The organism is Serratia sp. CY76391, assembly GCF_052166695.1.
GTDB classification, from domain to species: Bacteria; Pseudomonadota; Gammaproteobacteria; order Enterobacterales; family Enterobacteriaceae; genus Serratia; species Serratia nematodiphila.
Genome location: NZ_JBJNOJ010000001.1, coordinates 1,080,447 through 1,104,949 on the forward strand (window position 1 = coordinate 1,080,447; position 24,503 = coordinate 1,104,949).

Annotated in this window: 26 protein-coding genes; 14 read left to right on the plus strand and 12 right to left on the minus strand. The window is 57.8% G+C overall.

Annotated features, from left to right (window positions below; all coding sequences use genetic code 11):
* Nucleotides 1-25 precede the first annotated feature (25 nt).
* Both ACJ8PN_RS05515 and ACJ8PN_RS05520 read right to left on the minus strand, forming a co-directional pair.
* Nucleotides 26-1,146 (minus strand): IS3 family transposase gene (locus ACJ8PN_RS05515; protein ID WP_411261829.1). Its coding sequence is split into 2 segments (ribosomal slippage): nucleotides 26-888 and nucleotides 888-1,146, totalling 1,122 coding nucleotides; the frame shifts between segments, so codons are not numbered across the junction.
* A 201-nt stretch (nucleotides 1,147-1,347) separates the two neighbouring features.
* Nucleotides 1,348-2,286 (minus strand): eCIS core domain-containing protein, encoded by a 939-nt coding sequence (locus ACJ8PN_RS05520; protein ID WP_253718525.1) that lies wholly within the window; start codon nucleotides 2,284-2,286, stop codon nucleotides 1,348-1,350.
* A gap of 722 nt (nucleotides 2,287-3,008) precedes the next feature.
* Between ACJ8PN_RS05520 and ACJ8PN_RS05525 the strand changes: the two genes are divergently transcribed.
* Both ACJ8PN_RS05525 and ACJ8PN_RS05530 read left to right on the plus strand, forming a co-directional pair.
* Nucleotides 3,009-3,200 carry a hypothetical protein gene (locus tag ACJ8PN_RS05525; RefSeq protein ID WP_171453795.1) on the plus strand — a complete coding sequence of 64 codons (192 nt, stop codon included), beginning with the start codon at nucleotides 3,009-3,011 and terminating at the stop codon, nucleotides 3,198-3,200.
* 431 nt (nucleotides 3,201-3,631) lie between these two features.
* Nucleotides 3,632-4,036: a hypothetical protein gene (locus ACJ8PN_RS05530; RefSeq protein ID WP_442534684.1), complete on the plus strand. Its 405-nt coding sequence runs from the start codon at nucleotides 3,632-3,634 to the stop codon at nucleotides 4,034-4,036.
* Here the strand turns inward: ACJ8PN_RS05530 and ACJ8PN_RS05535 are convergent.
* Both ACJ8PN_RS05535 and ACJ8PN_RS05540 read right to left on the minus strand, forming a co-directional pair.
* Nucleotides 3,996-4,250 carry a hypothetical protein gene (locus ACJ8PN_RS05535; protein ID WP_442534685.1) on the minus strand — a complete coding sequence of 85 codons (255 nt, stop codon included), beginning with the start codon at nucleotides 4,248-4,250 and terminating at the stop codon, nucleotides 3,996-3,998. The two genes, ACJ8PN_RS05530 and ACJ8PN_RS05535, sit on opposite strands and share 41 nt — an antisense overlap.
* Before the next feature lie 74 nt (nucleotides 4,251-4,324).
* Complete coding sequence (locus tag ACJ8PN_RS05540; RefSeq protein ID WP_046899291.1) at nucleotides 4,325-4,669, minus strand: hypothetical protein; 345 nt, start codon at nucleotides 4,667-4,669, stop codon at nucleotides 4,325-4,327.
* A 248-nt stretch (nucleotides 4,670-4,917) separates the two neighbouring features.
* On the opposite strand from ACJ8PN_RS05540, the gene ACJ8PN_RS05545 reads away from it, so the two are divergent.
* The 5 genes from ACJ8PN_RS05545 (at nucleotide 4,918) to ACJ8PN_RS05565 (ending at nucleotide 7,957) form a co-directional block, all read left to right on the plus strand.
* On the plus strand, nucleotides 4,918-5,268 hold the full coding sequence (locus ACJ8PN_RS05545; protein WP_019454731.1) for a DUF4377 domain-containing protein: 351 nt from the start codon (nucleotides 4,918-4,920) through the stop codon (nucleotides 5,266-5,268).
* A 183-nt stretch (nucleotides 5,269-5,451) separates the two neighbouring features.
* The gene (gene fabV, locus ACJ8PN_RS05550; RefSeq protein ID WP_004940952.1) at nucleotides 5,452-6,651 is read left to right on the plus strand and encodes an enoyl-ACP reductase FabV; all 1,200 of its coding nucleotides are present in this window, start codon (nucleotides 5,452-5,454) and stop codon (nucleotides 6,649-6,651) included.
* Between the two features lie 226 nt (nucleotides 6,652-6,877).
* Complete coding sequence (locus ACJ8PN_RS05555; protein ID WP_015377541.1) at nucleotides 6,878-7,096, plus strand: hypothetical protein; 219 nt, start codon at nucleotides 6,878-6,880, stop codon at nucleotides 7,094-7,096.
* A gap of 171 nt (nucleotides 7,097-7,267) precedes the next feature.
* Nucleotides 7,268-7,573, plus strand: a complete 306-nt coding sequence (locus ACJ8PN_RS05560; RefSeq protein ID WP_016928132.1) for a hypothetical protein — start codon at nucleotides 7,268-7,270, stop codon at nucleotides 7,571-7,573.
* A 48-nt stretch (nucleotides 7,574-7,621) separates the two neighbouring features.
* Nucleotides 7,622-7,957 (plus strand): hypothetical protein, encoded by a 336-nt coding sequence (locus ACJ8PN_RS05565; RefSeq protein ID WP_004940957.1) that lies wholly within the window; start codon nucleotides 7,622-7,624, stop codon nucleotides 7,955-7,957.
* 37 nt (nucleotides 7,958-7,994) lie between these two features.
* Here ACJ8PN_RS05565 and dcuR read toward each other — a convergent pair whose 3' ends face one another.
* From dcuR to ACJ8PN_RS05580, 3 genes are all read right to left on the minus strand, one after another.
* Complete coding sequence (dcuR, locus tag ACJ8PN_RS05570) at nucleotides 7,995-8,714, minus strand: two-component system response regulator DcuR (RefSeq protein WP_004940959.1); 720 nt, start codon at nucleotides 8,712-8,714, stop codon at nucleotides 7,995-7,997.
* The gene (locus ACJ8PN_RS05575; RefSeq protein ID WP_411261830.1) at nucleotides 8,707-10,320 is read right to left on the minus strand and encodes a sensor histidine kinase; all 1,614 of its coding nucleotides are present in this window, start codon (nucleotides 10,318-10,320) and stop codon (nucleotides 8,707-8,709) included. The genes dcuR and ACJ8PN_RS05575 overlap by 8 nt, the downstream gene beginning before the upstream one ends.
* A 125-nt stretch (nucleotides 10,321-10,445) precedes the next feature.
* Complete coding sequence (locus tag ACJ8PN_RS05580; protein WP_063919227.1) at nucleotides 10,446-11,288, minus strand: class I fructose-bisphosphate aldolase; 843 nt, start codon at nucleotides 11,286-11,288, stop codon at nucleotides 10,446-10,448.
* A gap of 484 nt (nucleotides 11,289-11,772) precedes the next feature.
* Here ACJ8PN_RS05580 and ACJ8PN_RS05585 point away from each other — a divergent pair, with 484 nt between their 5' ends.
* The 5 genes from ACJ8PN_RS05585 (at nucleotide 11,773) to ACJ8PN_RS05605 (ending at nucleotide 17,205) form a co-directional block, all read left to right on the plus strand.
* Nucleotides 11,773-12,702, plus strand: coding sequence for a sugar ABC transporter substrate-binding protein (locus tag ACJ8PN_RS05585; protein ID WP_442534686.1), 930 nt, complete (start codon nucleotides 11,773-11,775; stop codon nucleotides 12,700-12,702).
* 75 nt (nucleotides 12,703-12,777) lie between these two features.
* A complete protein-coding gene (locus tag ACJ8PN_RS05590) occupies nucleotides 12,778-14,262 on the plus strand; it encodes a sugar ABC transporter ATP-binding protein (RefSeq protein ID WP_411261851.1) in 1,485 nt (494 codons plus the stop codon).
* Nucleotides 14,263-14,277: 15 nt separating this feature from the next.
* Nucleotides 14,278-15,318, plus strand: a complete 1,041-nt coding sequence (locus tag ACJ8PN_RS05595) for an ABC transporter permease (RefSeq protein ID WP_060560427.1) — start codon at nucleotides 14,278-14,280, stop codon at nucleotides 15,316-15,318.
* Nucleotides 15,319-15,381: 63 nt separating this feature from the next.
* Entirely contained in the window at nucleotides 15,382-16,302 is a 921-nt protein-coding gene (locus tag ACJ8PN_RS05600; protein ID WP_171453798.1) for a sugar ABC transporter substrate-binding protein, read from the plus strand.
* A gap of 138 nt (nucleotides 16,303-16,440) precedes the next feature.
* Entirely contained in the window at nucleotides 16,441-17,205 is a 765-nt protein-coding gene (locus ACJ8PN_RS05605) for an SDR family oxidoreductase (RefSeq protein ID WP_442534687.1), read from the plus strand.
* Nucleotides 17,206-17,235: 30 nt separating this feature from the next.
* Here ACJ8PN_RS05605 and lhgO read toward each other — a convergent pair whose 3' ends face one another.
* The 5 genes from lhgO to metQ form a co-directional block, all read right to left on the minus strand.
* Nucleotides 17,236-18,426: an L-2-hydroxyglutarate oxidase gene (lhgO, locus tag ACJ8PN_RS05610; protein WP_171453800.1), complete on the minus strand. Its 1,191-nt coding sequence runs from the start codon at nucleotides 18,424-18,426 to the stop codon at nucleotides 17,236-17,238.
* Nucleotides 18,426-19,145: a FadR/GntR family transcriptional regulator gene (locus ACJ8PN_RS05615; protein ID WP_171453801.1), complete on the minus strand. Its 720-nt coding sequence runs from the start codon at nucleotides 19,143-19,145 to the stop codon at nucleotides 18,426-18,428. The genes lhgO and ACJ8PN_RS05615 overlap by 1 nt, the downstream gene beginning before the upstream one ends.
* A complete protein-coding gene (locus ACJ8PN_RS05620) occupies nucleotides 19,142-21,097 on the minus strand; it encodes a TRAP transporter permease (RefSeq protein WP_442534688.1) in 1,956 nt (651 codons plus the stop codon). The genes ACJ8PN_RS05615 and ACJ8PN_RS05620 overlap by 4 nt, the downstream gene beginning before the upstream one ends.
* Nucleotides 21,098-21,110: 13 nt before the next feature.
* On the minus strand, nucleotides 21,111-22,145 hold the full coding sequence (locus ACJ8PN_RS05625) for a TAXI family TRAP transporter solute-binding subunit (protein WP_171453803.1): 1,035 nt from the start codon (nucleotides 22,143-22,145) through the stop codon (nucleotides 21,111-21,113).
* Between the two features lie 185 nt (nucleotides 22,146-22,330).
* Nucleotides 22,331-23,146 carry a methionine ABC transporter substrate-binding lipoprotein MetQ gene (gene metQ, locus ACJ8PN_RS05630; protein WP_351109906.1) on the minus strand — a complete coding sequence of 272 codons (816 nt, stop codon included), beginning with the start codon at nucleotides 23,144-23,146 and terminating at the stop codon, nucleotides 22,331-22,333.
* A 236-nt stretch (nucleotides 23,147-23,382) separates the two neighbouring features.
* On the opposite strand from metQ, the gene ACJ8PN_RS05635 reads away from it, so the two are divergent.
* Together ACJ8PN_RS05635 and ACJ8PN_RS05640 are read left to right on the plus strand one after the other, a co-directional pair.
* Complete coding sequence (locus ACJ8PN_RS05635; RefSeq protein WP_442534689.1) at nucleotides 23,383-23,901, plus strand: hypothetical protein; 519 nt, start codon at nucleotides 23,383-23,385, stop codon at nucleotides 23,899-23,901.
* 147 nt (nucleotides 23,902-24,048) lie between these two features.
* On the plus strand, nucleotides 24,049-24,474 hold the full coding sequence (locus tag ACJ8PN_RS05640; RefSeq protein WP_442534690.1) for a universal stress protein: 426 nt from the start codon (nucleotides 24,049-24,051) through the stop codon (nucleotides 24,472-24,474).
* The last annotated feature ends 29 nt before the right edge of the window (nucleotides 24,475-24,503 follow it).

Genomic DNA, 24,503 nt, shown 5'->3' on the forward strand with positions numbered 1-24,503 from the left:
CTGCCCCCAGGATTAGATACAACCTTCAGTTAGTAATGTCGGTTGGTTTTTCTTCATACTTCCCGTTTCGCCAGTCCGCTGCAAATTCAGCCGGCGTCTGGTAATCCAGCGATGAATGGGGACGGCACTCATTATAATCCTGCCGCCAGTCATTAATCGTTTTCCTGGCATAAGTAATATCGCTGAACCAGTGCTCATTCAGACATTCATCACGAAATCGTCCGTTAAAACTCTCAATAAATCCGTTCTGCGTTGGCTTGCCCGGCTGGATTAAGCGCAACTCAACACCATGCTCAAAGGCCCATTGATCCAGTGCGCGGCAAGTGAACTCCGGCCCCTGGTCAGTTCTTATTGTCGCCGGATAGCCTCGAAACAGTGCAATGCTGTCCAGAATACGCGTGACCTGAGCGCCTGAAATCCCGAATGCGGTGGTAATTGTCAGACACTCCTTCGTGAAGTCGTCCACACAGGTCAGGCACTTTATCCTGCGGCCGGTGGCCAGCGCGTCCATGACGAAATCCATCGACCAGGTCAGGTTGGGCGCTGCCGGGCGGAGCAGCGGCAGACGTTCCATTGCCAGTCCTTTACGACGTCGTCTGCGTTTTACGCCCAGCCCACTGAGATGATAAAGGCGGTACACGCGCTTGTGATTAACCTGAAGGCCTTCACGGCGCAGTAACTGCCAGATGCGGCGGTAGCCAAAACGCCTGCGCTCCAGTGCCAGCTCAATAATGCGCCCTGATAAATGCGCATCAGCCGCCGGACGCTGAGCCTCGTAGCGGCAGGTCGATAGAGACAAACCTGTAAGCCTGCAGGCACGACGTTGCGACAGACCGGTCGCATCACACATAAACTCAACGGCTTCCCGCTTCTGGCCTGTCGTCAGTACTTTCGCCCCAGAGCCACCTGAAGTGCCTCCTTATCCAGCATGGCTTCGGCAAGCACCTTCTTGAGTCTGGCGTTCTCTTCCTCAAGCGACTTCAGGCGCTTAACCTCGGGCACCTCCATACCGCCATACTTCTTGCGCCAGGTGTAAAAGGTGGCGTCGGAAATGGCGTGCTTACGGCAGAGCCCACGGGCAGAAACCCCGGCTTCAGCCTCACAGAGAATACTGATGATCTGTTCGTCGGAAAAACGCTTCTTCATGGGGATGTCCTCATGTGGCTAATGAAGACATTACTAACATCGCGGTGTGTTAATCAACGGGGAGCAGGTCAATTCCATACGCTGTAGTTGAGAGGGTGAATCCATATTTTAATAAGTGATGTTTAATTGTATGACTATCATGATAGATCTTACTCAGCACCGCTGAGTAAGATCTAATCTGACCTTGGTGTGTACCGAACTTTAGTTTAACTGATATGCAGCCGTAACGCCGATGATTTGCGTCCCTGGTGGTGATAATAAAGGACCTGATTGTCCGGCAGGGATAATGCAAGTTGGTTCGTTACATGGCATAACATATTGAGGTGCATTGAATGGCTGCACTACCACGCCAGCAACTCTGATATTTATTGGGCAAGCGTTTCCAGTAGTATTATGCACTGTATCTATCCATATACATTGCTGAGGTGGGATTGCTTTCATTGCGATCTGGTTTAGTTGACCCCATTGCACCTGTTGATTTACCTGAGCTACATTTCCAGAATATCCCCATGTTGCTGGATGCCCTTGTTGAGTTGAATTGATACTTTCAATTATTCTTCGAGAATTTTCACGAGCTTGGTTTTCCAGAGAATTCCAGTCATGGGAATACTGGAATGCAAATGTTTCAACACCCATTTGCGAGTACTGTAGAACGTGAGTCAACTCATGAGCCCAAAGGCCGACATCGCCAACTAAGTTTTGATTAGCGAAAACTACAACTTCATCATAAGTAATAGCTCCTTCCTGATTAAACCAGTTTTTTAACATCCCATCGAGGCTTATACCGTCGGCAGTTGTCCAACGTACTTTATTCAAAATGTCAGAAGGGAAATATGATGCTAATGTCTGCTTTATATTTTCTGGAATTGGTTTTACACCTCGATTAAGAGCCTGCCCCCTTGAAAATCGAATGGCTGTTGCTAAAAGTGGGGAGTTAGGATCGAGAAGTGCCTGGCCAACATCTTTCGGCAAATTTTGGATCATTGGTGGTATCGCATTTATATTAGGTGGTTTTATATCTATTGTCCCTCTGTTTAGATCTATATCTACGCCAGTAATTTCACTTACCCAGCTTGCATTTACCGTGCCTCCAATTAAAATTAAAGGCAGGATTAGATATCTAACGTCAACTGGTTTCATAACACCCCCTACTATCAGAGTGAACTGAATCGGCTCGCATCATCTAGATGCTGTTGCATTGTTACGGTATGTTTTTTATTAATTACCATTTCGGATATTAGACTGTCGCTATTTAATATGTTTCAGGTTTGATTGAAGATTGTCAAAATTTATAAATTTACATTCAATAATATCAATATATTTACGACAAAAAAGAGTGATAGTGTAAGGTCTGACAACCTCGCCTGAGTTTGGAACGGTATAATCGCAAAAACTTTTTTTCATCACAGCATATAATGACTCCATTTTATAGGGTTGATATAATTAGCTGGCTAGCTATTTAAGAAACCATTACCGCTCTTATTAACGTTGAAGTGCCATTTATTGCAGACAAAACATCTCTAGAAAGTTCGAAATATTTTGATAAGTGTAGAACGTGTTTAATAGCTATGTAGTACTTTTTCGAAAAAAATCACTCTCTCCTTATAGAGGAATGAAGTGTGAATCGTCATACCTTCCATAGATATATCTAAGCACTTTGTAACGACTTGTATCTAGATGAGCTAATGTCTATTACTCGCTCCTAGCCGACCGATGGGTGCTCCTGATTACCAACAGATCAAGTCACGACTACACAGAGCCATGCTCTTAAGAAACTAGCTAATATCTAGCTGTATTTTGATTAGTTCTTGTTAGATACATAGTGTTCAATAAGTCAACACTAAAACTCATTTTAACGAGTGATGGATAGCAGCAAAGATGAACAATACGATGAAAAAGCCAACGATCCCAAGGATGATGCTGGTGTTACTGTCCAGATCCATACGGCCCTTGCCTGCAAGCAGGTAGGCAGCGATGAGGAAGGGGATACAGAACGCCGGGTGTATCAGCACCATGACGGCGGCAAGGATGAGGCATTTAGTGAAGGCTGTTGAGGTCATTTTTGCTTCCGAATTATCCACGAATATAAACGAAACATCAGGTAAATGTATGATCTCTAAGGGCCAGCATGGGGCGTGTTAAGCTGTTTTTTGAGGTAAAATCATATATTTAATTGATTTTAAAGGGAATGTCATATGATTTACGACTTTAGGAATCGTATTCGGTCTTTTTTTGTGTGATTGATTTATAAGAAAATTCCACTTAAGACGCCAATAAAATTCTGGTTTCTCTTTCCAGTCGTAACACCTCAGCCCGATCTCCGGCTCCACACACCACCCGCACCTATCGCTAATTTAGCCGCACCAAAAGTCATTACGTCATTTATGGCGCTGATAAGCTTCGGCCTTTGTTCCCATCAACGGTTTAACGAGAGTGTCATTATGGGAAATATCCCGGCATCAGGCGCTATAAAAGGTAACCCGCAGTGAACGAGCAACTGAGTCAATTAAAGATGATGTTGCCCGGCTATCTCAATGCGTGGCGTGAGGGGGCCTTACCCTCTGACTGGGGGCTGGTGGCTAACCCTGAAGTGGTTGCCGCCCTGTTGGCGGAGTGGGAGGCGCTAAGCGAGTTGGCGTCTCAATTCGAAACCGCCTCTGAAGCCCCCTCCGAACCGGCCGCCTTTTGGCAGGCGCGCGCCGAGCTGATGGCGCGGCGCAATCGTGAGCTTATGGCCCAACTGGCGACGCCAGTCCGTTTGCCCGGCGCACGGGTGGCCTTTTTTGGCTATGTGAAAACGGCCGTGATGGACGCCAGGCAGGTTAAGGCGGCGATTCGCGATGCCGGTTTTATCGTTGCGGGCGGCGCCCCCAACGAGAACACGGCTTAACGCAGCTTCTTCTCAAATTTCTCGGCAAAAAGAACCGCAGCAATTTATGGGTCCACAGCAGGATGGCGCCGACCACCACCAGCGAGACGACGAAATGCGACAGATTTTTCGGCGCGGCGTAGCCGTGGGTAAAGGAGACCCCCGCGCCGCTGAGCAGCAGGGTGGCGATCCAGAAGCCGAGCAGCAGGCATAAGGTACGAAACAGTTTAAACATGGTTATCACCAACAATACGGAAAGCACCGACCGAACGGAGAGGCTCAGCCGGAGCTTTGATTAATTAAAACCGCTTAGCGCGAACAGGTATTGCCGCCTTTATTGCTATTGCAGTTGCTGCCGCTGTTTTTGTTGCCGCCTTTCCCCATGCCGACGTTGCCGCCGCCTTTGCTGCCCTCCTTGAAGCAGCCGCCGTTGAGCGCGCCCACCGCCAGGCCGCCAAGGCCGCCCAGAGAACCGGTGATCACGCCGTTAACGCAATCCGGCGAGGTGTGCTTGCCGTAGAATCCCTGATTGGATGACCCGCCCCCGTTCTTGTTGCCGCCGTTGTTGTTGACGCGGCCATTGCTGCCGCGGTTGTCGGCAAAGTTACCGGCTCCGGCGATCAGGTGAAAGTGTTTGGTATCGATCTCTTGCATAAAATTCCCTCTTTATCGATTCAGTTAAATTCAGTAAAGCTTGTGCAAGCCAGCTGTTTTTAACAGAAAAAATAGCGGGGGTAATTACCGGTTCGGATAAGAACAGGGGGTTTATTTTGCGATATTTTCCAGACTGATAGAGTACCGAGGAATGATATTTGGGGCGTGTGGAACCGTAGCGCTATCTGTTCTCTTGAGCCGGTTAATTTGTTAGCATGGCGCCCCTGAATGACTAATGGTGCAGTACATTGAAAATTAAAGCGTTGTTATTTGTTGCGTTGGCCGCGCTGGCCGGCTGCAGCCAGGAGGGAACCTCGATGAATCAGCCCGTAAACGAAAAAGGCGGCCAAACGGAAGTGTTGCTGGTGAACAGCGCGCTGGTGGACTGCGTGGGCGTCGCCCCGATGAAGTGCATGCAGGTGCGCCGCTCCGCGCAGCAGCCGTGGGAGTTGTTCTATACCGGCATCGAGGGTTTCACCTTCGAACCGGGTTATCAGTATCGATTGAAAGTGCGCGTCACCCCGGTGGAGAACGTGCCGGCCGATGCCTCATCGCTGCGTTACACGCTGATTGAGCAGCTGGAAAAGAACAAGGCGTGACTCTCGACAGGCCGGGTAATCGCAACCCGGCCTGCCATGATTATCCCTTTGCCATCATGACATGTCTCGGCGGCGGGCTTTCCTACTGGTCTGTTCACTGCGCTTGTTTTCGCACTTTCTTAAGTATATCGAGAAAATCAGGTATATTGTCCTTCGGTTTTTAGCTACCAAGAAAAAATTACTATGATTATCAAACCTAAAATTCGTGGTTTTATCTGCACCACCGCTCACCCGGCAGGCTGTGAAGCCAACGTCCGTGAGCAAATCGCCTACGTTAAGTCGCGCGGCGAACTGAAAAACGGGCCTAAAAAGGTGCTGGTCATTGGTGCATCCACCGGTTACGGTCTGGCCTCGCGCATCAATGCCGCTTTCGGCAGCGGTGCGGCCACCATCGGCGTATTTTTCGAGAAGCCTGGCAGCGAAGGCAAAACCGGTTCCGCCGGTTGGTACAACTCCGCCGGTTTCGACAAGGCAGCTAAAGAAGAAGGCCTGTACGCGAAAAGCATTAACGGCGACGCATTCTCCAACGAGTGCCGTCAGACCGTGATCGATCTGATCAAAAAAGACCTGGGTCAGGTTGACCTGGTGGTTTACTCGTTGGCTTCGCCGGTGCGTAAGATGCCGGAAACCGGCGAAGTGGTGCGTTCCGCGCTGAAGCCGATCGGTGAGCCATACAAATCCGTCGCGCTGGACACCAACAAAGACGTGCTGGTTGAAGCCGTGGTCGAGCCGGCCAACGAGCAAGAAATCGCCGACACCGTGAAGGTGATGGGCGGCCAGGACTGGCAGCTGTGGATGGACGCGCTGGATGAAGCGGGCGTGCTGGCGGATAACGCGCAGTCGGTCGCTTACTCCTACATCGGTACCGATCTGACCTGGCCAATTTACTGGCACGGTACGCTGGGCAAGGCGAAAGAAGATCTGGATCGCGCGGCGCACGCCATCAACCAGAAGCTGCAGGCCAAAGGCGGCGCGGCTTACGTTGCAGTGCTCAAGTCGGTAGTGACTCAGGCTTCCTCCGCCATTCCGGTGATGCCGCTGTATATCTCCATCGTGTTCAAAATCATGAAGGAACAGGGCATTCACGAAGGCTGCATCGAGCAGATCCAGCGTCTGTTCGCCACCAAGCTGTACAGCGGTGCGGCGCCGGACACCGACGAGAAGCACCGTCTGCGTCTGGATGACTGGGAACTGCGTGACGAAGTGCAGGAAACCTGTCGTGAAATCTGGCAGCAGCTGAACGACAACAACATCAATGAACTGACCGATTACCAGGGCTACAAGGCGGAATTCCTGCGTCTGTTCGGCTTCGGTCTGCAGGGCGTTGACTACGACGCCGATCTGAGCGGCGAAGCCAATTTCGATGTGATCGAGCTGGTCTAAGCGCGTCGAGCGGTCAAACAAGGTCGGGTTAGCCCGGCCTTTTTTATTGCCTGCGAATTATCGGGTGGCTAAGCGAAAATGTTTATTTCGGGTTAACAGAGGAACCGGGTGGTTAACATTGGCAGTCGGATGGTGAAATAACGGCGGTTATTAAACTAAAGAAAGTCATTTTTTATTTACCCTTGCCGCCGGCTGCGGGTATTTTATTTCCTTTAAGGAGAAAACTATGACATGGCGTTATTGTGCCACGGTATCGTTGTTTTTGTTGAGCGGCTGCAGCGCGATCCAGCCAACGTCGACGTCCCCGGACTGGTCTCAGCCTCAGCCGGCCACGCGGGAACAGCGGCAACGCATCATGGCGGGTGAGTCTGCCTCGTCGGTATTGCATGAAGGTAATATCGGTATTGGCGGCACGTTAGATGGGTCGAAAATATTCGATCGTTAAACCGCTAAATATATTCAGCCAAATTAATGCGCGCATTCTGCCGATATTGTCGGAGGGTTTACCTTTCCTGCGTTATTCTGCCGTGGCTTGACCATTCATTGCGTTAGCAGACAATTCGTTTTCCTTATAGGGAACCGCCGGTTTATTTCGGCGTAATCAAAGGAGTTGCCCATGACGAAGAACATGGCCGCGATCTTTCTCTTGCTGTTGCCGCCGCTAAGCCAAAGCGCCGGCGCAGCGCGCTACGACAGGCCGTGCGAAGGGGTGTCGCCGGTGCTGTTTCAAAAGCGCCTGAAAGCGCTGGCGCAGGATCTGCGGCAGGAAATAAGCGAGGAAGCGCCGCCGACAGAGCGTGATGCGGAAGAGCTGGCGCGGTTGGCGGAGTGCGCTATCGAGCCCGGCAAAGCGCCCGTCACCGGCGGGCAGCGCGTCTCCCGTTCAGAGGAAAAGCCGACGGCATCGCCGAACGGTTGCTGAGCTGGCGTGCGCGCAGAGTCTAGCGATGTAATGTAAAAGGAGTCATTGATGAAAAGGATCGTGTTGGCCGGCGTGGCCTTGTGTTGTTCCAGCTTCGCGCAGGCGCGGGTGGATCTGGAATACCATGCGGCGGCGCCGAAGGACAGTAAGGTCACCGAGGAGTACCAGAAAAAGCGCGACGCATTGCGTCACAAGGTGTGGAATGTCGATAACCTGACGCTGGCCAACGAGCAGGCGATTGCACGCGAACAGCAGCGCGAAGCCGCAGAGACCGCCGAGCGGCAGCAGCGGAACCTGGAACAGCAACAGAAAAAGCAGCGCTGCCTGCGCAGACACTCGAAAGATCCTCATCCCGAAGCGAAGTGTTACATGCACAACTTCTAACCTTCAACGTCCGGGCGCTTTCTGCGCCCGACGTCGTTTAGGCCGGGCGGCAATGCTCTTTCAGCATGGCGATCGCGTCCGGTTTCAGCTGATACAGATAGACCGGTCGGCCGGTGGCGCCGTACAGAATACGGGTGCCGAGGATGCCGCTCTCCGCCAGATAGATGAGGTACTTGCGGCAGGACACCCGCGAAATGCCAATGGCGTTGGCCAGATTGTCGGTAGAGAATTCGCTGTCGTGCTGCTGTTCGATCCACTCGCACACCGTGCTCAGGGTGATGCTGGTCAGGCCCTTCGGCAGCTTTTTGCTCTCCTGGCCGCCGGGCTGGCGGCGCAACAGGCTGTCGACGTCGGCCTGCGAAAACTCGCGTTGCGCCAAGAGTTGTGACTGTTGCCGGTAGTGGCTCAGCGCCTCCTTGAAACGGCTGAACTGGAACGGCTTGATCAGATAATCCACCACGCCGTAGTGCAGCGCTTTTTGCACCGTGTTCACGTCGCTGGCGGAGGAGATGATGATCACATCTGTCTTTTCGCCGAGCTCGCGCAGGCCGGGCAGCAAATCCAGCCCGTTCTCCTGCTGCATGTAAATATCCAGCAACACCAGATCGATGCTGACGCTGGCGTCGGCCAGCAGGGCGCGCGCCTGGCTCAGGGTCGCGACCGTCGCCTGGCAGTGAAAACCGCCGACCTGGCTCAGGTAGTATTTGTTCAGCTCCGCCACCATCGGGTCGTCGTCGACAATCAGTACGTTAATCATGGGCTCTGCTCTTGGCCTGATAGGGAAGGTGCACGAAAAATTGGGTCAGCTCGCCCGGTTCGGATTCGAAATCGATGCTGCCGCCCAGTTTCTCCAGATGGCTGCGGATCAGCGCCAGGCCGATGCCGCGTCCCGTTCCCTTGGTGGAAAATCCGTGTTCGAAGATACGCGCGCCGATCGCCGGATCGATGCCGGGGCCGTCGTCGCTGACGATACAGTGTAATTGATCGTCGTGATGATGGAAGCTCAGGCCGATCTCGTGGCCCTCAACGCCGTCGATGGCGTCGATGGCGTTTTCGATCAGGTTGCCGAGCACGCTGATCAGCACGTGGGTGGTTTCCGCATCGTCGGTTTCCGGCAGCAGGCTGGTTTCCTCGATGGTCAGTTCGATGCCGGCCTCGTGGGCACGGCTGATCTTGCCGATGAAGAAGCCTGCCACCTCCGGCGAATGGATCTTGCGCAGCAGCGCGCCGATCTCTTCCTGGTAGTTGCTGGCGGTGTTGATGATGTAGTTTTCCAACTGCTGATAGGCCTTCATATGCAGCATGCCGAGTATCACATGCAGCTTGTTCATAAATTCGTGCGACTGCACCCGCAGGGCGTCGGCGTAGTGCGCCATGCCGCTCAACCGCTGCAGCAGGCGGCTGATCTCGGTCTTGTCGCGGAAGGTGGCGATGGCGCCGGTCACCTGGCCGTTGACGATCACCGGCACGGTATTGGTCAGCAGTTCGCTGCCGTTGAAGCTGATCTGCCGATCGCGCAGCGGTTCGCCGCTGGCCAGCACCTCCGCCAGATGCAGCTGCGCCGGCCAATGCTTGCTGGCGGCTTCCCGCAGCAGGTTTTCCACCGGCCCGCTCTGGCGCAGCAGGCGCTTGGCTTCGTCATTGACGATGGTGATGCGGGATTCATTATCGACCGCGATCACGCCTTCTTTAATCGATTGCAGCATGGCGTTGCGCTGTTCGAACAGGTTGGAGATTTCGTAGGGCTCGAAACCCAGCATGATGCGTTTGAGCGCAGAGACCAGGAAAAAGGTGCCCAGGCTGCCGACCAGGGCGGCGAAGGCGATGGTCCAATAGATGATCCATCGGCTTTCCGCCACCACCCGCTGCACGGTGTCCAGCGCGATGCCGAGCGCCACCACGCCGATTTGTTTTTTCTGATCGTCATACACCGGCACGAACACCCGCAGCGCCGGAGCCAGCGTGCCGCGGTTGATAGCGCTGTTGACGTTGCCTTGCAGCGCGGGCGCCAGATCGTCGCCGATAAAATGCTTGCCGATCAGCCAGGGTTTAGGGTGCGAATAGCGGATGCCCTGCATATCCACCACCACCACGAACAGCAGCTCGTTTTGATGGCGCACCTGCTCGGCGAAGCGCTGAATGGCGCCGCTGTGATCGCGCCGCTGCAGGCCGTCGATCACGGTGTTGGAGAGCGCCAGCGTGCTGGCGACGGCGATGGCTTTCTGCTGCAGCTGATCTTGCCCCTCGCGGCTCATCTGCACGAAAAACAGCGCGAACACCACCAGCAGCACCGAAGCGATGATGGCGGACACCATCAGCGTGATGGAGGTGCTCAGCTTGAGCGGCACCCGTTGTTTTGGCATGGCGGTTCTCCGAATGGCGATATCACGGCGTATTCTAGCGAGGAATGCGGCAAGCTGCAGTTACCGGCAGCAGGTTATAGCACGCTGCCGGGGGGCGGAGGGGTTATTTTAGTTACAAAAGCGGGTTACTGCTGGTGATAGATCTCCAGCGCCTGTTGGCCGCTGGCGCCCTGGTGGATGATCGCCATCAGGGCGCGCACCACCTGCGACGGATTACTGTGTTGATAGACGTTGCGGCCATAGACCATGCCGGAGGCGCCTTGGGCCATCAGCGCGGCGGATTTCTCCAGCACCGGGCCCAGCTCTCCCTTGCCGCCGCCGCGCACCAGCGTCGGGCAGCGCGCCGCTTCCACCACGCGGTGGAAATCTTCCACCCGATCGGTCGGATCGGCCTTGATGATGTCGGCGCCCAGCTCGCGCGCCAGCCGCACCAGCGGCACGATCTTCTCCACGTCGCCGAGCGAGCCGTAGGCGGCGCCCTGGCCGGCCGGGGCCATCACCAGTGGTTCGATCATCAGCGGCATGGCGTATTGATCGCAGGCGTGGCGCAGGCGGCCGATGTTCTCCACGCACTGGCGGAAAATGCCGGGCTCATCCGGGATCATATACAAATTGACCACCACCGCAGCGGCGTCCATTTGCAGCGCCGCGAGGATCGGCGCCTCCGGGTTGTGCAGCACCGCCCACATTTCGCGGTGGCGCGCGGCGTTATAGGCGTTACCGACGTCGGTGCGCATCACCAGCGCCGGTTTTTCGCGCTGCGGCGCGCGCTGCAGCAGATCCGCCTGGCCGTAGTTGACCTGAATGGCGTCAGGGCGCGCGGCGATCAGGTTGCCCATCACCCGTTCGATATCTTCCAGGCCGATCAAGAAATCCGGTTCGTTGGCGATGCCGTGATCGATCGCCACATCCAGGCACTTGCCGTTGTTGAACAGGCGGTTCATCCGCACCTTACTGCTGAGCTGCATGTCAGGTCCTCCTGAGATAGGGATATGTCCATTATTGCCGAGTAAGGATGGTCGGGAAACGCGGAAACCGCAAACTGCGTGGCCGCTCGCAGTTTTTGCCGGCGCACGAAAGGGGAACGCTCGCGGGCGGCTTTCATTTCATTTGTTAGATCCGTGTCATGTTTTTGTTAATAAGCCATTCCAAAACGCATGTTTCGCTTGTTTGGGTTAAAAAGTTTCAATAGTCTAAATTATGAAATAAACATTTAAAAAAGCGGCAAAGACGCGGCTTGCTCCACCAGGGGTTTATTTCAATTGATTGTTTTTAATCTGTTTTGAGATATCGATCACCATTTTGTTCACGGCCTTAATACGGCGATAACGCGGTAATTTCGCCGTATCAAAGGGATAACACCGACCGTATTGTTGTTTGAATGTAAAAAATATTTTTCATTAGCTGTCAACCAACAGACCTCTTCATTCTAACGATTAAAGGGTAACGAACATGAAGCTGAAGAAATTGATCGCCGCCTCGGTACTGATGTGCATGCTGCCGGCCAGCGTGTTGGCGAAAGACATCAAGATCGGCGTTTCCATGGCTTACTTCGATGACAACTTCCTCACCATTCTGCGCCAGTCGATGCAAAGCAAAATGAAGGCCGACGGCAACGTCAGCGGCCAGTTCGAAGACGCCAAGGGTGACATCGCGCAGCAAATTCAACAAATCGAAAACTTCGTCAGCCAGGGCGTCGACGCCATCATCCTCAACCCGGTGGATACCCAGGGCGTCAAGCCGATGATCAAACTGGCCGAGAAGGCCAAGATCCCGCTGGTGTTCGTCAACCGCAAGCCGGAAGTGACGCTCCCGGCCGGCATGGCCTACGTCGGCTCCGATTCCAAGCTGGCCGGCAAACTGCAGATGGAAGCGTTGGCCAAGCTGATGAACGGCAAGGGCAACGTGATGATCCTGATGGGGGAACTGTCGAATGAATCGACCCGCGACCGCACCCGCGGCGTGGAAGAGGTGGCGGCCAACTATCCCGGCATCAAGATTGTCGATAAGCAAACCGCCAAGTGGACGCGTAAAGATGCGGTGGATATCACCACTGACTGGGTGCTGACCGGCCAGCAGATCGACGCCATCGCCTCCAATAACGACGAAATGGCCATCGGCGCCATCCTGGCGCTCAAGCAGGCTAAAAAGTCCGGCGTGCGGGTGGCCGGCGTGGATGGCACGCCCGATGCGCTGGAATTCATCAGAAAAGGCGATCTGGCGCTGAGCGTGTTCCAGGACGCCAAAGGCCAGGGCGAGGGTGCGGTGCAGACCGCCGTTCAACTGGTGAAAGGCGAGAAAGTGGAGAGCAACGTGCTGATCCCTTACCAGCTGATCACCCAGGCCAATTACCAGCAATTCGCCGATAAAAACAAGAAATAAGCCTTGAAGCCCGCCGCGGGCGCCGGTGTGGGGCGAGCGCGGCGGAAAACGTGGGTCAGTGCGGAGGTAAGCGGTATGTACCCTTATGTTCTTGAGGCCGAAGGCATCAGCAAGCAGTTCCCCGGCGTCAAAGCGCTGGATAAGGTCTCGATTAAAATCAAACCCGGCAGCGTGCACGCGCTGATGGGGGAAAACGGCGCAGGCAAATCGACGCTGATGAAATGCCTGATCGGCATCTACCACCCGGATGAAGGCTCGATAAAAATCAAAGGCCGGCCGGTCACCTTCAGCGACACGCTGCAGGCGCTGCATTCGGGTATTTCCATGATCCACCAGGAGCTGAACCTGGTGCCTTATATGACGGTAGCGGAAAACATCTGGCTGGGGCGCGAGCCGGCGCGGTTGGGGTTCGTCAACCACGAGCAGCTGAACGAGAACACCCGCGAGCTGCTGGCGCGGCTGAACATCAAACTGCAGCCGGACACGCTGGTGGGCGAACTGAGCATCGCCAACCAGCAGATGGTGGAGATCGCCAAGGCGGTGTCCTACAACGCCGACGTATTGATCATGGACGAACCGACCTCGGCGCTGACCGAAGGTGAAGTGGTGCACCTGTTCGCCATCATCCGCGAACTGCGCGAGCAGGGCAAAGGCATCATCTATATCAGCCACAAGATGGACGAGATCTTCGCCATCACCGACGAAGTGAGCATTTTCCGCGACGGCACCTTCATCGCCTGCGACAAGACCGAAAATCTGACCAAGCAGTCGCTGATCACCATGATGGTGGGGCGTGAACTGACGCAGATGTTCCCCAAATTCAACAACAACATCGGCGAGGAAGTGCTGCGGGTGGCGGGGCTGCGCCGCAGCGGCTGGTTCCATGACGTGTCGTTCAGCCTCAAACGCGGCGAGATCCTCGGCGTCGCCGGGCTGGTGGGCGCCGGGCGCAGCGAAGTGATGGAAAGCCTGTTCGGCATGCACCCGGCGGACGGCGGCGAGATCTTTATCGAGGGCCAGGCGGTGAAGGTCGATTCCCCGGCGAAGGCGATCGAGAGCGGGTTGGCGTTCCTCACCGAAGACCGCAAAAAATCCGGCCTGTTTTTGGTGCTGTCGGTGGTCGAGAACATGAGCATCGTCAACCTGTCGGAATACATCGGCAAGAACGGTTTCGTCAGCCACGTGCAGATGGCCAAAGACTGCATGGATCAGATCAAAAAGCTCAACATCAAAACGCCGACCATGGATCAGATCATCAATAACCTCAGCGGCGGCAACCAACAGAAGGTGCTGATTGCGCGCTGGCTGCTGGCGCAGCCGAAAATCCTGATCCTCGACGAACCGACGCGCGGCATCGACGTGGGGGCGAAAGCGGAAATCTACCGCCTGATCAGCGAGCTGGCCAACCGCGGCGTCGCCATCATTCTGGTCTCCTCCGAGCTGCCGGAGATCCTCGGCATGAGCGACCGGGTGATGGTGATGCACGGCGGCCGCATCACCGGCATTTTGGACAAAGACGACGCGGACCAGGAAAAGATCCTGGCGCTGGCCTCAGAATAACGAAGGGTGAACATCATGAGTAACGTAAAGATTGAGAAGCCGCTCTCCGCCGATTCAACGAGCAAGGGAACGCTGTTCTCCGGGCTGAGCGGCAAAATGCCGAAAGACACCGGCATTTTCATCGTGATGCTCGGCATCGCGCTGATCTTCGAAATCCTAGGCTGGTACATGCGCGATCAGTCGTTCCTGCTGAACCCGAACCGCCTGCTGCTGATCGTGCTGCAGGTGGCGATCATCGGCATCATCGCGGTGGGCGTCACCCAGGTGATCATCACCACCGGCATCGATCTCTCCTCCGGTTCGCTGATTGCGCTGACTGCGGTGGTGGCGGCCAGCCTGGCGCAGACCTCGGACAGCATTTCGCCGATGTACCCGGGGTTGCTCGATCTGCCGGCGGCGATACCGATCGGCGCGGGGATTGGGGTGGGCATTGTCTGCGGCTTTATCAACGGCTTCCTGATCACCCGCACCGGCATTCCGCCGTTCATCGCCACGCTGGGGATGATGGTATCGGCGCGCGGTCTGGCGCAGTACTACACCAAGGGTAACCCGGTCAGCTTCCTGTCGGACGGCTTCACGTCAATCGGCCAGGGCGCGATGCCGGTGATCATCTTCCTGGTGATTGCGGTGATCTTCCATATCGCGCTCAAACACACCCGCTATGGCAAATACATCTACGCCATCGGCGGCAACATGACCTCGGCGCGGGTGTCCGGCATCAACGTCAACAAATATCTGGTGACGGTTTACACCATCGCCGGCGGGTTGGCGGGACTGGCGGGCGTGGTGCTGGCGGCGCGCGTCAGCAGCGGCCAGTCGAGCATGGGGATGTCGTACGAGCTGGACGCCATCGCCGCGGCGGTGATCGGCGGCAGCAGCCTGATGGGCGGCGTCGGGCGCATCACCGGCACGCTGATCGGCGCGGTGATCCTCGGCCTTATCAAAAGCGGCTTCACCTTTATCGGCGTCGATTCTTATATTCAGGACATCATCAAAGGCGTGATTATCGTCGCCGCCGTGTCGATCGATATGCGTCGCAACCGCAAAAAACACTGATTGCCGTGAATTGCCGCCGGCGCCAAGGTTGGCCGGCGGTGTTTTTTTACCGGGGGGCACATCATGAATTACCTGAAAGGGCTGTGGCTGGCGGTGGCGCTGTGTGCGTCCACCCCGGCATTGGCGCAAACCATCGGCGTATCGATGGCCTATTTCGACCAGAACTTCCTCACCATTATCCGCCAGGCGATCGACAAGGAGGCCAAGGCGCGCGGCATTACCGTGCAGTTCGAGGACGCGCGCGGCGACGTCGGCCGCCAGACCGACCAGGTGCAGAGTTTTATCAGCGCCGGGGTGGACGCGATTATCGTCGATCCGGTCAACTCGGCCAGCACGCCGATAATGACCAAAATGGTGCAGGCCGCCGGCGTGCCGCTGGTGTATGTGAACCGCACGCCGGGCGACGCCAAACTGCCGCAGGGCGTGGTGTTTGTCGGCTCCGACGAGCGGGAGTCCGGCACGCTGCAGATGGAAGAGTTGGCGCGGCTGGCCAACTATCAGGGCAACGTGGCGGTGATGATCGGCAACCTGACCGACGCCGGCGCGCTGCAGCGCACCAAAGACGTGGAGCAGGTGGTGGCCAAATACCCGAACATGAAGGTGGTGCAGAAGCAGAGCGCCAACTATTCACGCAGTGAAGGCATGGATCTGATGATGAACTGGCTGACCAACGGCGAAGCGATCGACATCGTCGCCGCCAACAACGACGAGATGGCGATCGGCGCGATCATGGCGCTGCAGCAGGCGGGCAAGGCGGACAAGAAAGTGCTGATCGGCGGCATCGACGCCACGCCGGACGGCCTCAAGGCGCTGGCCTCCGGCAAGATGCAGGTCACGGTGTTCCAGGATGCGGTCGGCCAGGGCAAGGCCTCGGTCGATGTGGCGCAGCGCATGATCAACGGTGAAAAGCTTGAGCCGTATTACTGGATCCCATTCGAGCTGGTGACGCCGGCCACGATGCAGAAGTATGCGGCCAGGCCGTGAGTTAATCGTCAGATTCGCGTTGCCGGGGCGCTGCTTGCAGCGCCTTTTTTATTGCGCCAATTGCATGTCCGCTTGCGGCCAGCGCGGCGTCGAACCTTGCCTCACACTGAGGATCTTTAAACAGCGTGAGGATGAGCGATGAACGCATTAAACGGCAAGGTGGCGGTGATCGGCGGCGCCAGTTCAGGGATCGGCAAAGCGGCGGCGCTGCTGTTCGCCCGGCAGGGGGCGACGCTGGTGTTGGGCGCCCGGCGCGCGCCGCTGTTGGCCGAGCTGGTGGAGGACATTCGGCGCGAGGGCGGCCGGGCATTGGCGGTGGCGGGTGACGTGCGCGACGAAGCCTTCGCCGAACGGCTGACGGCGACGGCGGTCGACGAATTCGGCGGCCTGGATATCGCCTTCAACAACGCCGGCACATTGGGGCCGCTGGGGCCGTCGCTGGCGCTCAGCGCGTCAGAATGGCGCGACGTGCTGGAAACCAACCTGTCCAGCGCTTACTACAGCGCCAAATATCAAATTCCCGCCATGCAGGCGCGCGGCGCGGGCTCGGTGATCTTCACCTCCACGTTCGTCGGCCACACCGCGGCGTTTCCCGGCACGGCGGCCTATGCGGCAGGCAAATCGGGGCTGATCGGCCTGACGCAGGCGCTGGCGGTGGAGTTTGGCGGGTGCGGCATTCGGGTGAACGCGCTGCTGCCGGGAGGCACCGATACGGCGATGGGGCGGCAGATGAGCAATACCCCGGAAGCCTTGGCGCAGGTGGCCGCTCTGCACGCGCTGAAGCGGCTGGCGATGCCGGAGGAGATCGCGCAGGCGGCGCTGTATTTGGCGTCTGACGCTTCCTCATTTGTCACCGGCACCGCGATGCTGGTGGACGGCGGCGTGTCCATTCAGCGCGGCTGAGGCCACGGGCGCCCGCGGCTTCAGCGGGCGTCAGAAAGCGGACAGGTGGCGGCGCACGATCTCGCGGCCGATCTCCAGCGAGGCGGTCGCCGCAGGAGAGGGGGCATTGCACACGTGCAGCGAGCGTTTTCCCTGTACGAAGTGGAAATCGTCCACCAGCTTGCCGTCGGCGGTCAACGCCTGGGCGCGCACCCCGGCCGGCCCAGGCCGGATATCCTGCTCCTGCAGCGCCGGGATCAGCCGGCGGGCGTTGTCGGCGAAACGGCGGCGCGACAGCGAACGGCGCATTTCCGCCAGCCCCTCGCCGAGGTAGTTGCCGGCGATTTTCCAAAAGCCGCGATAGCCGAGCACTTCGCTCAGATCGCGCAGGCTGAAGTCGCATTTGCGATAGCCTTCGCGTTTGAAGGCCAGCACCGCATTGGGGCCGACGTCGCGCTTGCCGTTGTACATGCGGGTGAAATGCACGCCGAGAAACGGGAAGTCCGGGTTCGGCACCGGGTAGATAAGATGGTTGACCAGGTGGTTTTTCGCCTCGTCCAGCACATAGTATTCGCCACGGAACGGTACGATCTTCATGCCGGTTTCGTAACCTGCCAGTTTGGCGATGCGATCGCTGAACAGCCCTGCGCAGTTGACCAGCACCCGCCCTTCAAAGGTGTCGCCGGCGGCGGTGACGGTGACGCCGGCGGCGTGTTCGCGAATGGCCTCGACCTGATGGCCGTAAGCGATTTCGCCGCCGCGCCGCACGATGATCTCCGCCAGCTTGGCGGCTACCTCCGCGTAGTTGACGATGCCGGCGTCGGGCACCAGCAATGCCTCGAGGCCGTTGACGTGCGGTTCACGCTCCCGCAACTGCGCCTGCGACAGCCGGGTGACCTGCAGGCCGTTCTGCAGGCCGCGCTGGTAGATATTCTCCAGCCGCTCCAGCTCGTTCAACTGGGTGGCGACGATCACCTTGCCGCACTGGTCGTGATACAGGTCATGTTCGCGGCAAAAGGCGAACATGCTGCGGTTGCCCTGTTTTGCCAACTGCGCTTTCAGGCTGCCGGGCGCGTAGTAAATGCCGGAGTGCACTACGTTGCTGTTGTGGCCGCTTTGGTGGGCCGCCGGGCCGTGCTCTTTTTCCAACACCAGAATGCGCCGCTGCGGATCCACCTCCTGCAGTGCATTCACCACGCCAAGCCCCACCAGGCCGGCGCCGATCACGATCGCGTCGTACATCACGGCTTTTGCTCCTCGTTTTCCAGGCGGCGTAATTTGCCGCGCACGTTGTTTAAATGATTTTGCATGGCGGCGGTGGCCGCCGCCGCATCGCCGTCGCGAATGGCGATAAACACCCGTTCATGCTCGTCGATCACCCGCTGGCGCTCGGCCTGCCGCCCCCGATTTTTGCTGAGCGAGTACACCAGCACCCCCAGGTACAGCTCGTGCATGTTATCGAGGATCTGCACGAAAAACGGGTTATGCGAAGCCTGCATGATGGCGCGGTGAAACAGGTAGTCCTGCCGATAGCCGATCTGGCCGTCGTTCAGCGTGCAGTGACGAAAGGCGAAGTGCGCCTGTTCGATCGCCTGCAATTCCTGTTCGGTGCGGCGCTCGGCGGCCATGCGCGCCGCCTGCTGCTCCATGACCTCGCGCATTTCCAACAGTGCCTCCACCTCACGGCGGTCGGCGATTTCCATTACCAGCGGCTCGTATTTGCTCAGCAGCGAATGCTGTTCCACCCGATGGCCGCCGCCCTGGCGTGAGGAGATGATGCCGCTGACTTCCAGCACGCCGAGCGCCTCGCGCACCGGCACCCGGCTGACGCCGAACGCGTCTGCCAACACATTTTCCGACGGCAGCTTCTCGCCGACCGGAAAGGTGCCGTCGTTGATGCCGGCCTTCAGCTGCGCCAGCACTTGATGAGAGGCTTTCTGGCGCGTCACCTTGCGGATCATGACGCGCCCCCCGGCAGCGCGGCGCGCTGCTTATAGCGCAGCAGGTGCATGGCGCCGGCGCCGGCGATCAGGGCCGCGCCGCCCAGATCGGTCATCAGGCCCGGTTTGATCAGCAAAATCGCCGCCGCGGTAAACAGCACCCGCTCCAGCCAGTGGGTTTTCATCAGCCAGAAATTGGCGCTGGCGATCGACAGCGCGTAGATCCCCACCAGCGCGCTGATCACCATATGCAGCACCGACAGCGGATTGAGATCGTCGCCCTGCATCAGCAGCATCGGGTTGTAGACCAGAATGAACGGAATGATAAAACCCGGTAGCGCCAGGCGCACCGCATCCCACGAGGTTTGCATCGGATCGGCGCGGGCGATGCTGGCGGCGGTGTAGCTGGCCAGCGCCACCGGCGGCGTGATGTTGGACAGTGCGCCGAACCAGAACACGAAGAAGTGCGCCGCCAGCGGCAGCACGCCGGCCTTGATCAGGATCGGCGACACGGTGACCGCCACCACGATGTAGAGCGCGGTGGAGGGCAGCCCCATGCTGAGCACGATGCACACCAGCATCACCACCAGCAGGATCATCCACAGGGTGTTGTCGGTCATGGCGACGATGTTGAACGCCAGCGTCGAGCCGATGCCGGTCATGGTCACCACGCAGATGATCACGCCGATGGCGGCGCAGGCGATGGTGACCTGAATCGAGCCGCGCGCCGCGTCGTTCAGGGCCAATGCGATTTTTTTCGGCGTCATGCGCACCGAGCTGTCGGGGGTGAGCCAACTGGCGACGATAATCGAAATGATGCCCAGAAAGCCGGCATAGATCGGCGTTTTGCCCAGCAGCAGCGTGCCGATGACGATGACGAGCGGCAGCAGCAACAGCCCGCGCGCCTTCAGCACCGCGCGCACCTGGGGAATGTTCTCTTTGCTGATGCCTTTCAGGCCCTGTTTCTTGGCTTCCAGATCGATGGCCATGATCAGTGCGGCGTAATAGAGCAGTGCCGGCACGATGGCGGCGATGACGATGGTGGTGTATGAGATGCCAAGGAAGCCGGCCATGATAAATGCCGCCGCGCCCATGATGGGGGGCATGATCATGCCGCCGGTGGAGGCGGTGGCCTCAACGGCGCCGGCGAAGCGAGGCGACAGGCCGATGCTTTTCATCAGCGGAATGGTGAAGGTGCCGGTGGTGGCGACGTTGGCCACCGCGCTGCCGCTCAACGAGCCGGTGAGCGCCGACGAGATCACCGCCACCTGGGCTGGGCCGCCGCGGCGGCGTCCGGCGGCGGCCAGCGCCAGATCGTTGAACAGCGCGGTCGCGCCGCTGACGCTGAGAAAGGCGCCGAACAGAATAAACACCACGATGGCGGTGGAGGCGGTGGACAGGGTGATGCCGAAAATCCCTTCGCTGGTCATAAACAGCCGGTACAGCAGGCGCTCCACCGAGAAACCGCCGTGGCCGAAAATGCCCATGAAATACTGGCCGAACAGCGCATAAACGATGGCGAAGGTCGCCAGGCCGGGAATGAAATAGCCGGTGGTGCGGCGCGCGGCTTCGAACAGGACGCCGATGCCGATCGCCGCCATGACGTAGTCGGTGGTGTTGGGAATGCTCTTGCGCACCACGTGCAGATCGACATAGTTAACGTAGAAATAGCCGTAGCTGACCAGCGTCAGGATGATGAACAGATAGTCCCAACGGTTGAAGCTGCGGGTGGCGTGGAGAGCTGAAAACGGGAACAGGATAAAGCCCAGGATCAGAATGCCGCTCAGGAAGGTGGTGTTGCGATAGAACTCTTGGGTGTTGGACAACGCGTTGGCGTAGATGGCGTAGGCGGAAATGGCGATCGCCAGGACGGTCGCCAGCTGCAGATAGACGCCGCTCAGCGGCCGGCTGCCGGCGCCGGCTTCCTTGTCCAGATCGAGGGCGGGCTGCGGTGAAGAAGGGTGAGTGCTCATACGTCCTCCTGGATTATGGGTTGGCGGCCAGCGCGGTGGCTTCCGGCGGGATCAGATAATCGGGTATCTCGACGCCGGCTTCGCGGTAGTAGCGATAGGCGCCGAGGTGCAGCGGCACCGAAACGCCTTTCAGCGCATTTTCCAGCGAGATGTATTTGGCCGAGCTGTGCACCTGGTGCACTTCCGGCAGGTTCTCGAACATCGTTTTGGTCAGGTCGTATACCAGCTTTTCGTCGAGCCGGCTGAGGGCCACCAGAATGTTGGGCTGCGCGATGGTGGCGACCGCCTTGGGCTGGCGCGGGTAGGTATCCGCTTTGATGTCGAACCGAAACCAGGAGTTGGCGATGGCGTTGATGCTGGCCAGCTGCTCGTCGGTGACTTCCAGGATGCGCGCCGGCACGCCGCTGGCGTACATGTCGGTGACGGCCGCCGCCGGCACCCCGGCGGGCAGGGCGCCGCCGTCCAGGCGCCCGTCGCGCATCGCGGACACCGTATCGCCGTAGCCGAGGTATTCCGCCGACAGCGACTTTTTGCTCAGCTTGACGCCCTGCAGGATGATCATCGTCGACTGCTCGGTGCCGCTGGCCTGCGGCCCGACGGAAAAGCGCGTGCCGGCGATATCGTTCAGCGTGCCGTCCTTCACCCGGCTTTCCAGCATCACGAAGTGTTCGACGTTGGGCCACAGCATGGAGATGGAGCGCAGCTCGCCCTCGGCGCGGCCGTTGAAGTTGCGCACGCCCTGATAGGCTTCAACGGCGATCAGGCTCTGTAAAATCGCCAGCTGTGCCTCGTCTTTTTGCAGCAGGTCGATATTCTCGATCGAACCGGCGGAGGACTGACCGGTCACCTGGATCCCCTGATGCTTCAGCCGGTTGCTCCAGACGTTGGCCAGCCCGACGCCCATCGGGTAGTAGGTGCCGCCGGTGGAGGCGGTGGCGACGGAGAGGAAGGTTTTGTCGGCGTTTTCCGCTTTACCGGCGATGGCCAGCAACGTGGCACCGACCACGGCGCAGGTAACAAGCAACGTTTTGATTTTTCTATTTTTCATTATTTTCCCCAGCGGTTTTTTGAAACAAATAGAAAACATTTACGCAAACTTGTATACAACATGGCAGCTTTATTCACCTAAAGCGCAGTGTTTGATTTGTGATCTGGGTGGGTGAAAAGTGAACGGTACGGCGGAGGGGAAATGAAAAAACCCGTGGCCTGGCGCCACGGGCATACGGGAGAGAGTTACCAGCCTTTGACGGCGTCGCCCTTGTAGATTTCGGCGGCGCTGGCCGCCACTTCGTCGGTCTGATAGGCCTTGACCAGATCCTTCACTTTCTGGCTGTCTTTGTTGTCGATGCGGCTGGCGAAGATGTTGACGTACGGCGAGTTTTTGTCTTCGACAAACAGCCCGTCCTTGGCCGGCGACAGGCCAATCTGGCTGGAATAGTTGGTGTTGATGATCGCCAGCGTCACCTGTTGGTCGTCCAGCGCGCGCGGCAGCTGCGGCGCTTCAATCTCGACAATCTTCAGCTTTTTCGGGTTGCCGACGATGTCCAGCGCGGTCGGCAGCAGGCCCACGCCGTCTTTCAGGGTAATCAGCCCCTGTTTTTGCAACAGCAGCAGCGAGCGGCCCAGGTTGGTCGGATCGTTCGGCACCGCCACCTGCGCGCCGTCCGGCAGCTGGCTGAGTGCGGTTATTTTCTTCGAGTAGCCGGCGATCGGGTAGACGAAGGTGTTGCCCACCGCCGCCAGCTTGTAGCCGCGCTCCTGCATCTGCTTGTCCAGATACGGCTTGTGCTGGAAGGCGTTAACGTCCAGATCGCCGTTGTTCAGCGCTTCGTTCGGCAGCACGTAGTCGTTGAAGGTCACCACCTCCACGTCCAGATCGTATTTCTGCTTGGCGACTTTTTGTACCACCGCCCACAGCGACTGATCGATGCCGGCGCTGATGCCGACCTTGATGTGGTGATCGTCCTGTGCGGTCGGGCCGCAGGCGGTCAGCAGCAGCGTGCCGGCGGCGGCCAGCGCCAGGGTGAGGTTTTTCAGCGTAAATGTCATTTTCCCAGGGTCCTTGTCAACATTGCCTGCTAATTTTGGCGGGCAGAATAGTGGCAGTGACTGTAGGTAATCGCTGGGCTAAAACAAAATACTGATTCACTATGACTCATAGCGATTAGCTATGAGCCGCCGCCACTCCGCGCGGTGCGGATTGCTTTGACGGCGAATCGGCGGGCTTATTATGATAGCCGTTGGCCCGTAAGGGCAGACTGGGTACTGAAACGAAGGAATAGACAATGCGATTGAACACTTGGAGCAAGGCGCTGCTGCCGCTGGTGGTGTTGGCCTGCGTCTCGGCGACTCAGGTTCGGGCGGCGGAGAGCGATACCGGGCCGATCCCCAAACAGCTGCTGGGCAACTGGCGCGTCAGCAAGATCGTGCCGACCCAAACCACCGGCTGCTGGGATCAACAGCAGGCGCAGAGCCTGATCGGCGGCAAAATCAGCTATAAGGTGGATGCGTTCAGCTGGAACGGCACGGCGCTGAAAAGCGAAGGGGCCACCGTTAGCACCGTAGAAGCGCAGGAGTTTGTCGAGGACAATGCCGGCAGCAGCTCCTACATCGATTTTCCGATGCTGGGCATCAGCACGCCGTCGGTCGAGCGCGTGGCCATTCAGCACGCGGATACCGTCATCAAAGGCATCACCGATCAGGGCACCGATGGGGTGCCCGGCGATAACGTGCTGGTGAAAGACGCCAACACGCTGATCCTGTCGCTGTGCAACGTCTGGTTTGAGGCGCAGCGCGAGAAATAATTTCTGCCTTCAGCCCCGGCAACGGGGCTTTCCCACCGCATCACCTCCCGCCACGAGCGCCATTTCTGAACTAAAATTAATCATAACGATATGACCCCGGCGTGATATCGGAGCCTCGGCTCAACCGAGTCCATGACAGGAGGCGCTATGTGTTACCACCATATTGTCATCGCCACCGATCTGAGCGATGACGGCAAACGGCTGGTCGAAAAGGGGGCGTTGCTGGCGGAGGCGCTGCAGGCCAAACTCTCACTGATCTATGTGGACGTCCACTACGATACCTACCACGCGGCGATCGGCTTTTCGGAGCGCAGCTATGATGGCGTGCCGTTCGAAGAGAAGATCCGCAAAGAGCTGGAAACCACCACGCAAAACGTCAATTACCCGATCGCGGAAGTGATTATAGGGCGCGGTGGCTTCGTTGACGAACTGCGCACGGCGGTCGTGGACAAGAACATCGATCTACTGGTGTTCGGCCATCACCACGATCTGTGGAGCAACCTGTTTTCTTCTACCCGCAACGCCATCAACCAGCTGAATATCGACGTGCTGGTGATCCCGATCCGCTCATAAACGCGAGCCACCGCCGGGCAACGATGGCG

Coding starts and splice junctions, on each gene's coding strand:
- ACJ8PN_RS05520 (WP_253718525.1), bottom strand. CDS start 2,286: ATGAAACCAGTTGACGTTAGATATCTAATCCTGCCTTTAATTTTAATT.
- ACJ8PN_RS05525 (WP_171453795.1), top strand. CDS start 3,009: ATGGATAGCAGCAAAGATGAACAATACGATGAAAAAGCCAACGATCCC.
- ACJ8PN_RS05535 (WP_442534685.1), bottom strand. CDS start 4,250: ATGTTTAAACTGTTTCGTACCTTATGCCTGCTGCTCGGCTTCTGGATC.
- ACJ8PN_RS05540 (WP_046899291.1), bottom strand. CDS start 4,669: ATGCAAGAGATCGATACCAAACACTTTCACCTGATCGCCGGAGCCGGT.
- fabV (WP_004940952.1), top strand. CDS start 5,452: ATGATTATCAAACCTAAAATTCGTGGTTTTATCTGCACCACCGCTCAC.
- ACJ8PN_RS05555 (WP_015377541.1), top strand. CDS start 6,878: ATGACATGGCGTTATTGTGCCACGGTATCGTTGTTTTTGTTGAGCGGC.
- ACJ8PN_RS05560 (WP_016928132.1), top strand. CDS start 7,268: ATGACGAAGAACATGGCCGCGATCTTTCTCTTGCTGTTGCCGCCGCTA.
- ACJ8PN_RS05565 (WP_004940957.1), top strand. CDS start 7,622: ATGAAAAGGATCGTGTTGGCCGGCGTGGCCTTGTGTTGTTCCAGCTTC.
- dcuR (WP_004940959.1), bottom strand. CDS start 8,714: ATGATTAACGTACTGATTGTCGACGACGACCCGATGGTGGCGGAGCTG.
- ACJ8PN_RS05575 (WP_411261830.1), bottom strand. CDS start 10,320: ATGCCAAAACAACGGGTGCCGCTCAAGCTGAGCACCTCCATCACGCTG.
- ACJ8PN_RS05580 (WP_063919227.1), bottom strand. CDS start 11,288: ATGCAGCTCAGCAGTAAGGTGCGGATGAACCGCCTGTTCAACAACGGC.
- ACJ8PN_RS05585 (WP_442534686.1), top strand. CDS start 11,773: ATGAAGCTGAAGAAATTGATCGCCGCCTCGGTACTGATGTGCATGCTG.
- ACJ8PN_RS05590 (WP_411261851.1), top strand. CDS start 12,778: ATGTACCCTTATGTTCTTGAGGCCGAAGGCATCAGCAAGCAGTTCCCC.
- ACJ8PN_RS05595 (WP_060560427.1), top strand. CDS start 14,278: ATGAGTAACGTAAAGATTGAGAAGCCGCTCTCCGCCGATTCAACGAGC.
- ACJ8PN_RS05600 (WP_171453798.1), top strand. CDS start 15,382: ATGAATTACCTGAAAGGGCTGTGGCTGGCGGTGGCGCTGTGTGCGTCC.
- ACJ8PN_RS05605 (WP_442534687.1), top strand. CDS start 16,441: ATGAACGCATTAAACGGCAAGGTGGCGGTGATCGGCGGCGCCAGTTCA.
- lhgO (WP_171453800.1), bottom strand. CDS start 18,426: ATGTACGACGCGATCGTGATCGGCGCCGGCCTGGTGGGGCTTGGCGTG.
- ACJ8PN_RS05615 (WP_171453801.1), bottom strand. CDS start 19,145: ATGATCCGCAAGGTGACGCGCCAGAAAGCCTCTCATCAAGTGCTGGCG.
- ACJ8PN_RS05620 (WP_442534688.1), bottom strand. CDS start 21,097: ATGAGCACTCACCCTTCTTCACCGCAGCCCGCCCTCGATCTGGACAAG.
- ACJ8PN_RS05625 (WP_171453803.1), bottom strand. CDS start 22,145: ATGAAAAATAGAAAAATCAAAACGTTGCTTGTTACCTGCGCCGTGGTC.
- metQ (WP_351109906.1), bottom strand. CDS start 23,146: ATGACATTTACGCTGAAAAACCTCACCCTGGCGCTGGCCGCCGCCGGC.
- ACJ8PN_RS05635 (WP_442534689.1), top strand. CDS start 23,383: ATGCGATTGAACACTTGGAGCAAGGCGCTGCTGCCGCTGGTGGTGTTG.
- ACJ8PN_RS05640 (WP_442534690.1), top strand. CDS start 24,049: ATGTGTTACCACCATATTGTCATCGCCACCGATCTGAGCGATGACGGC.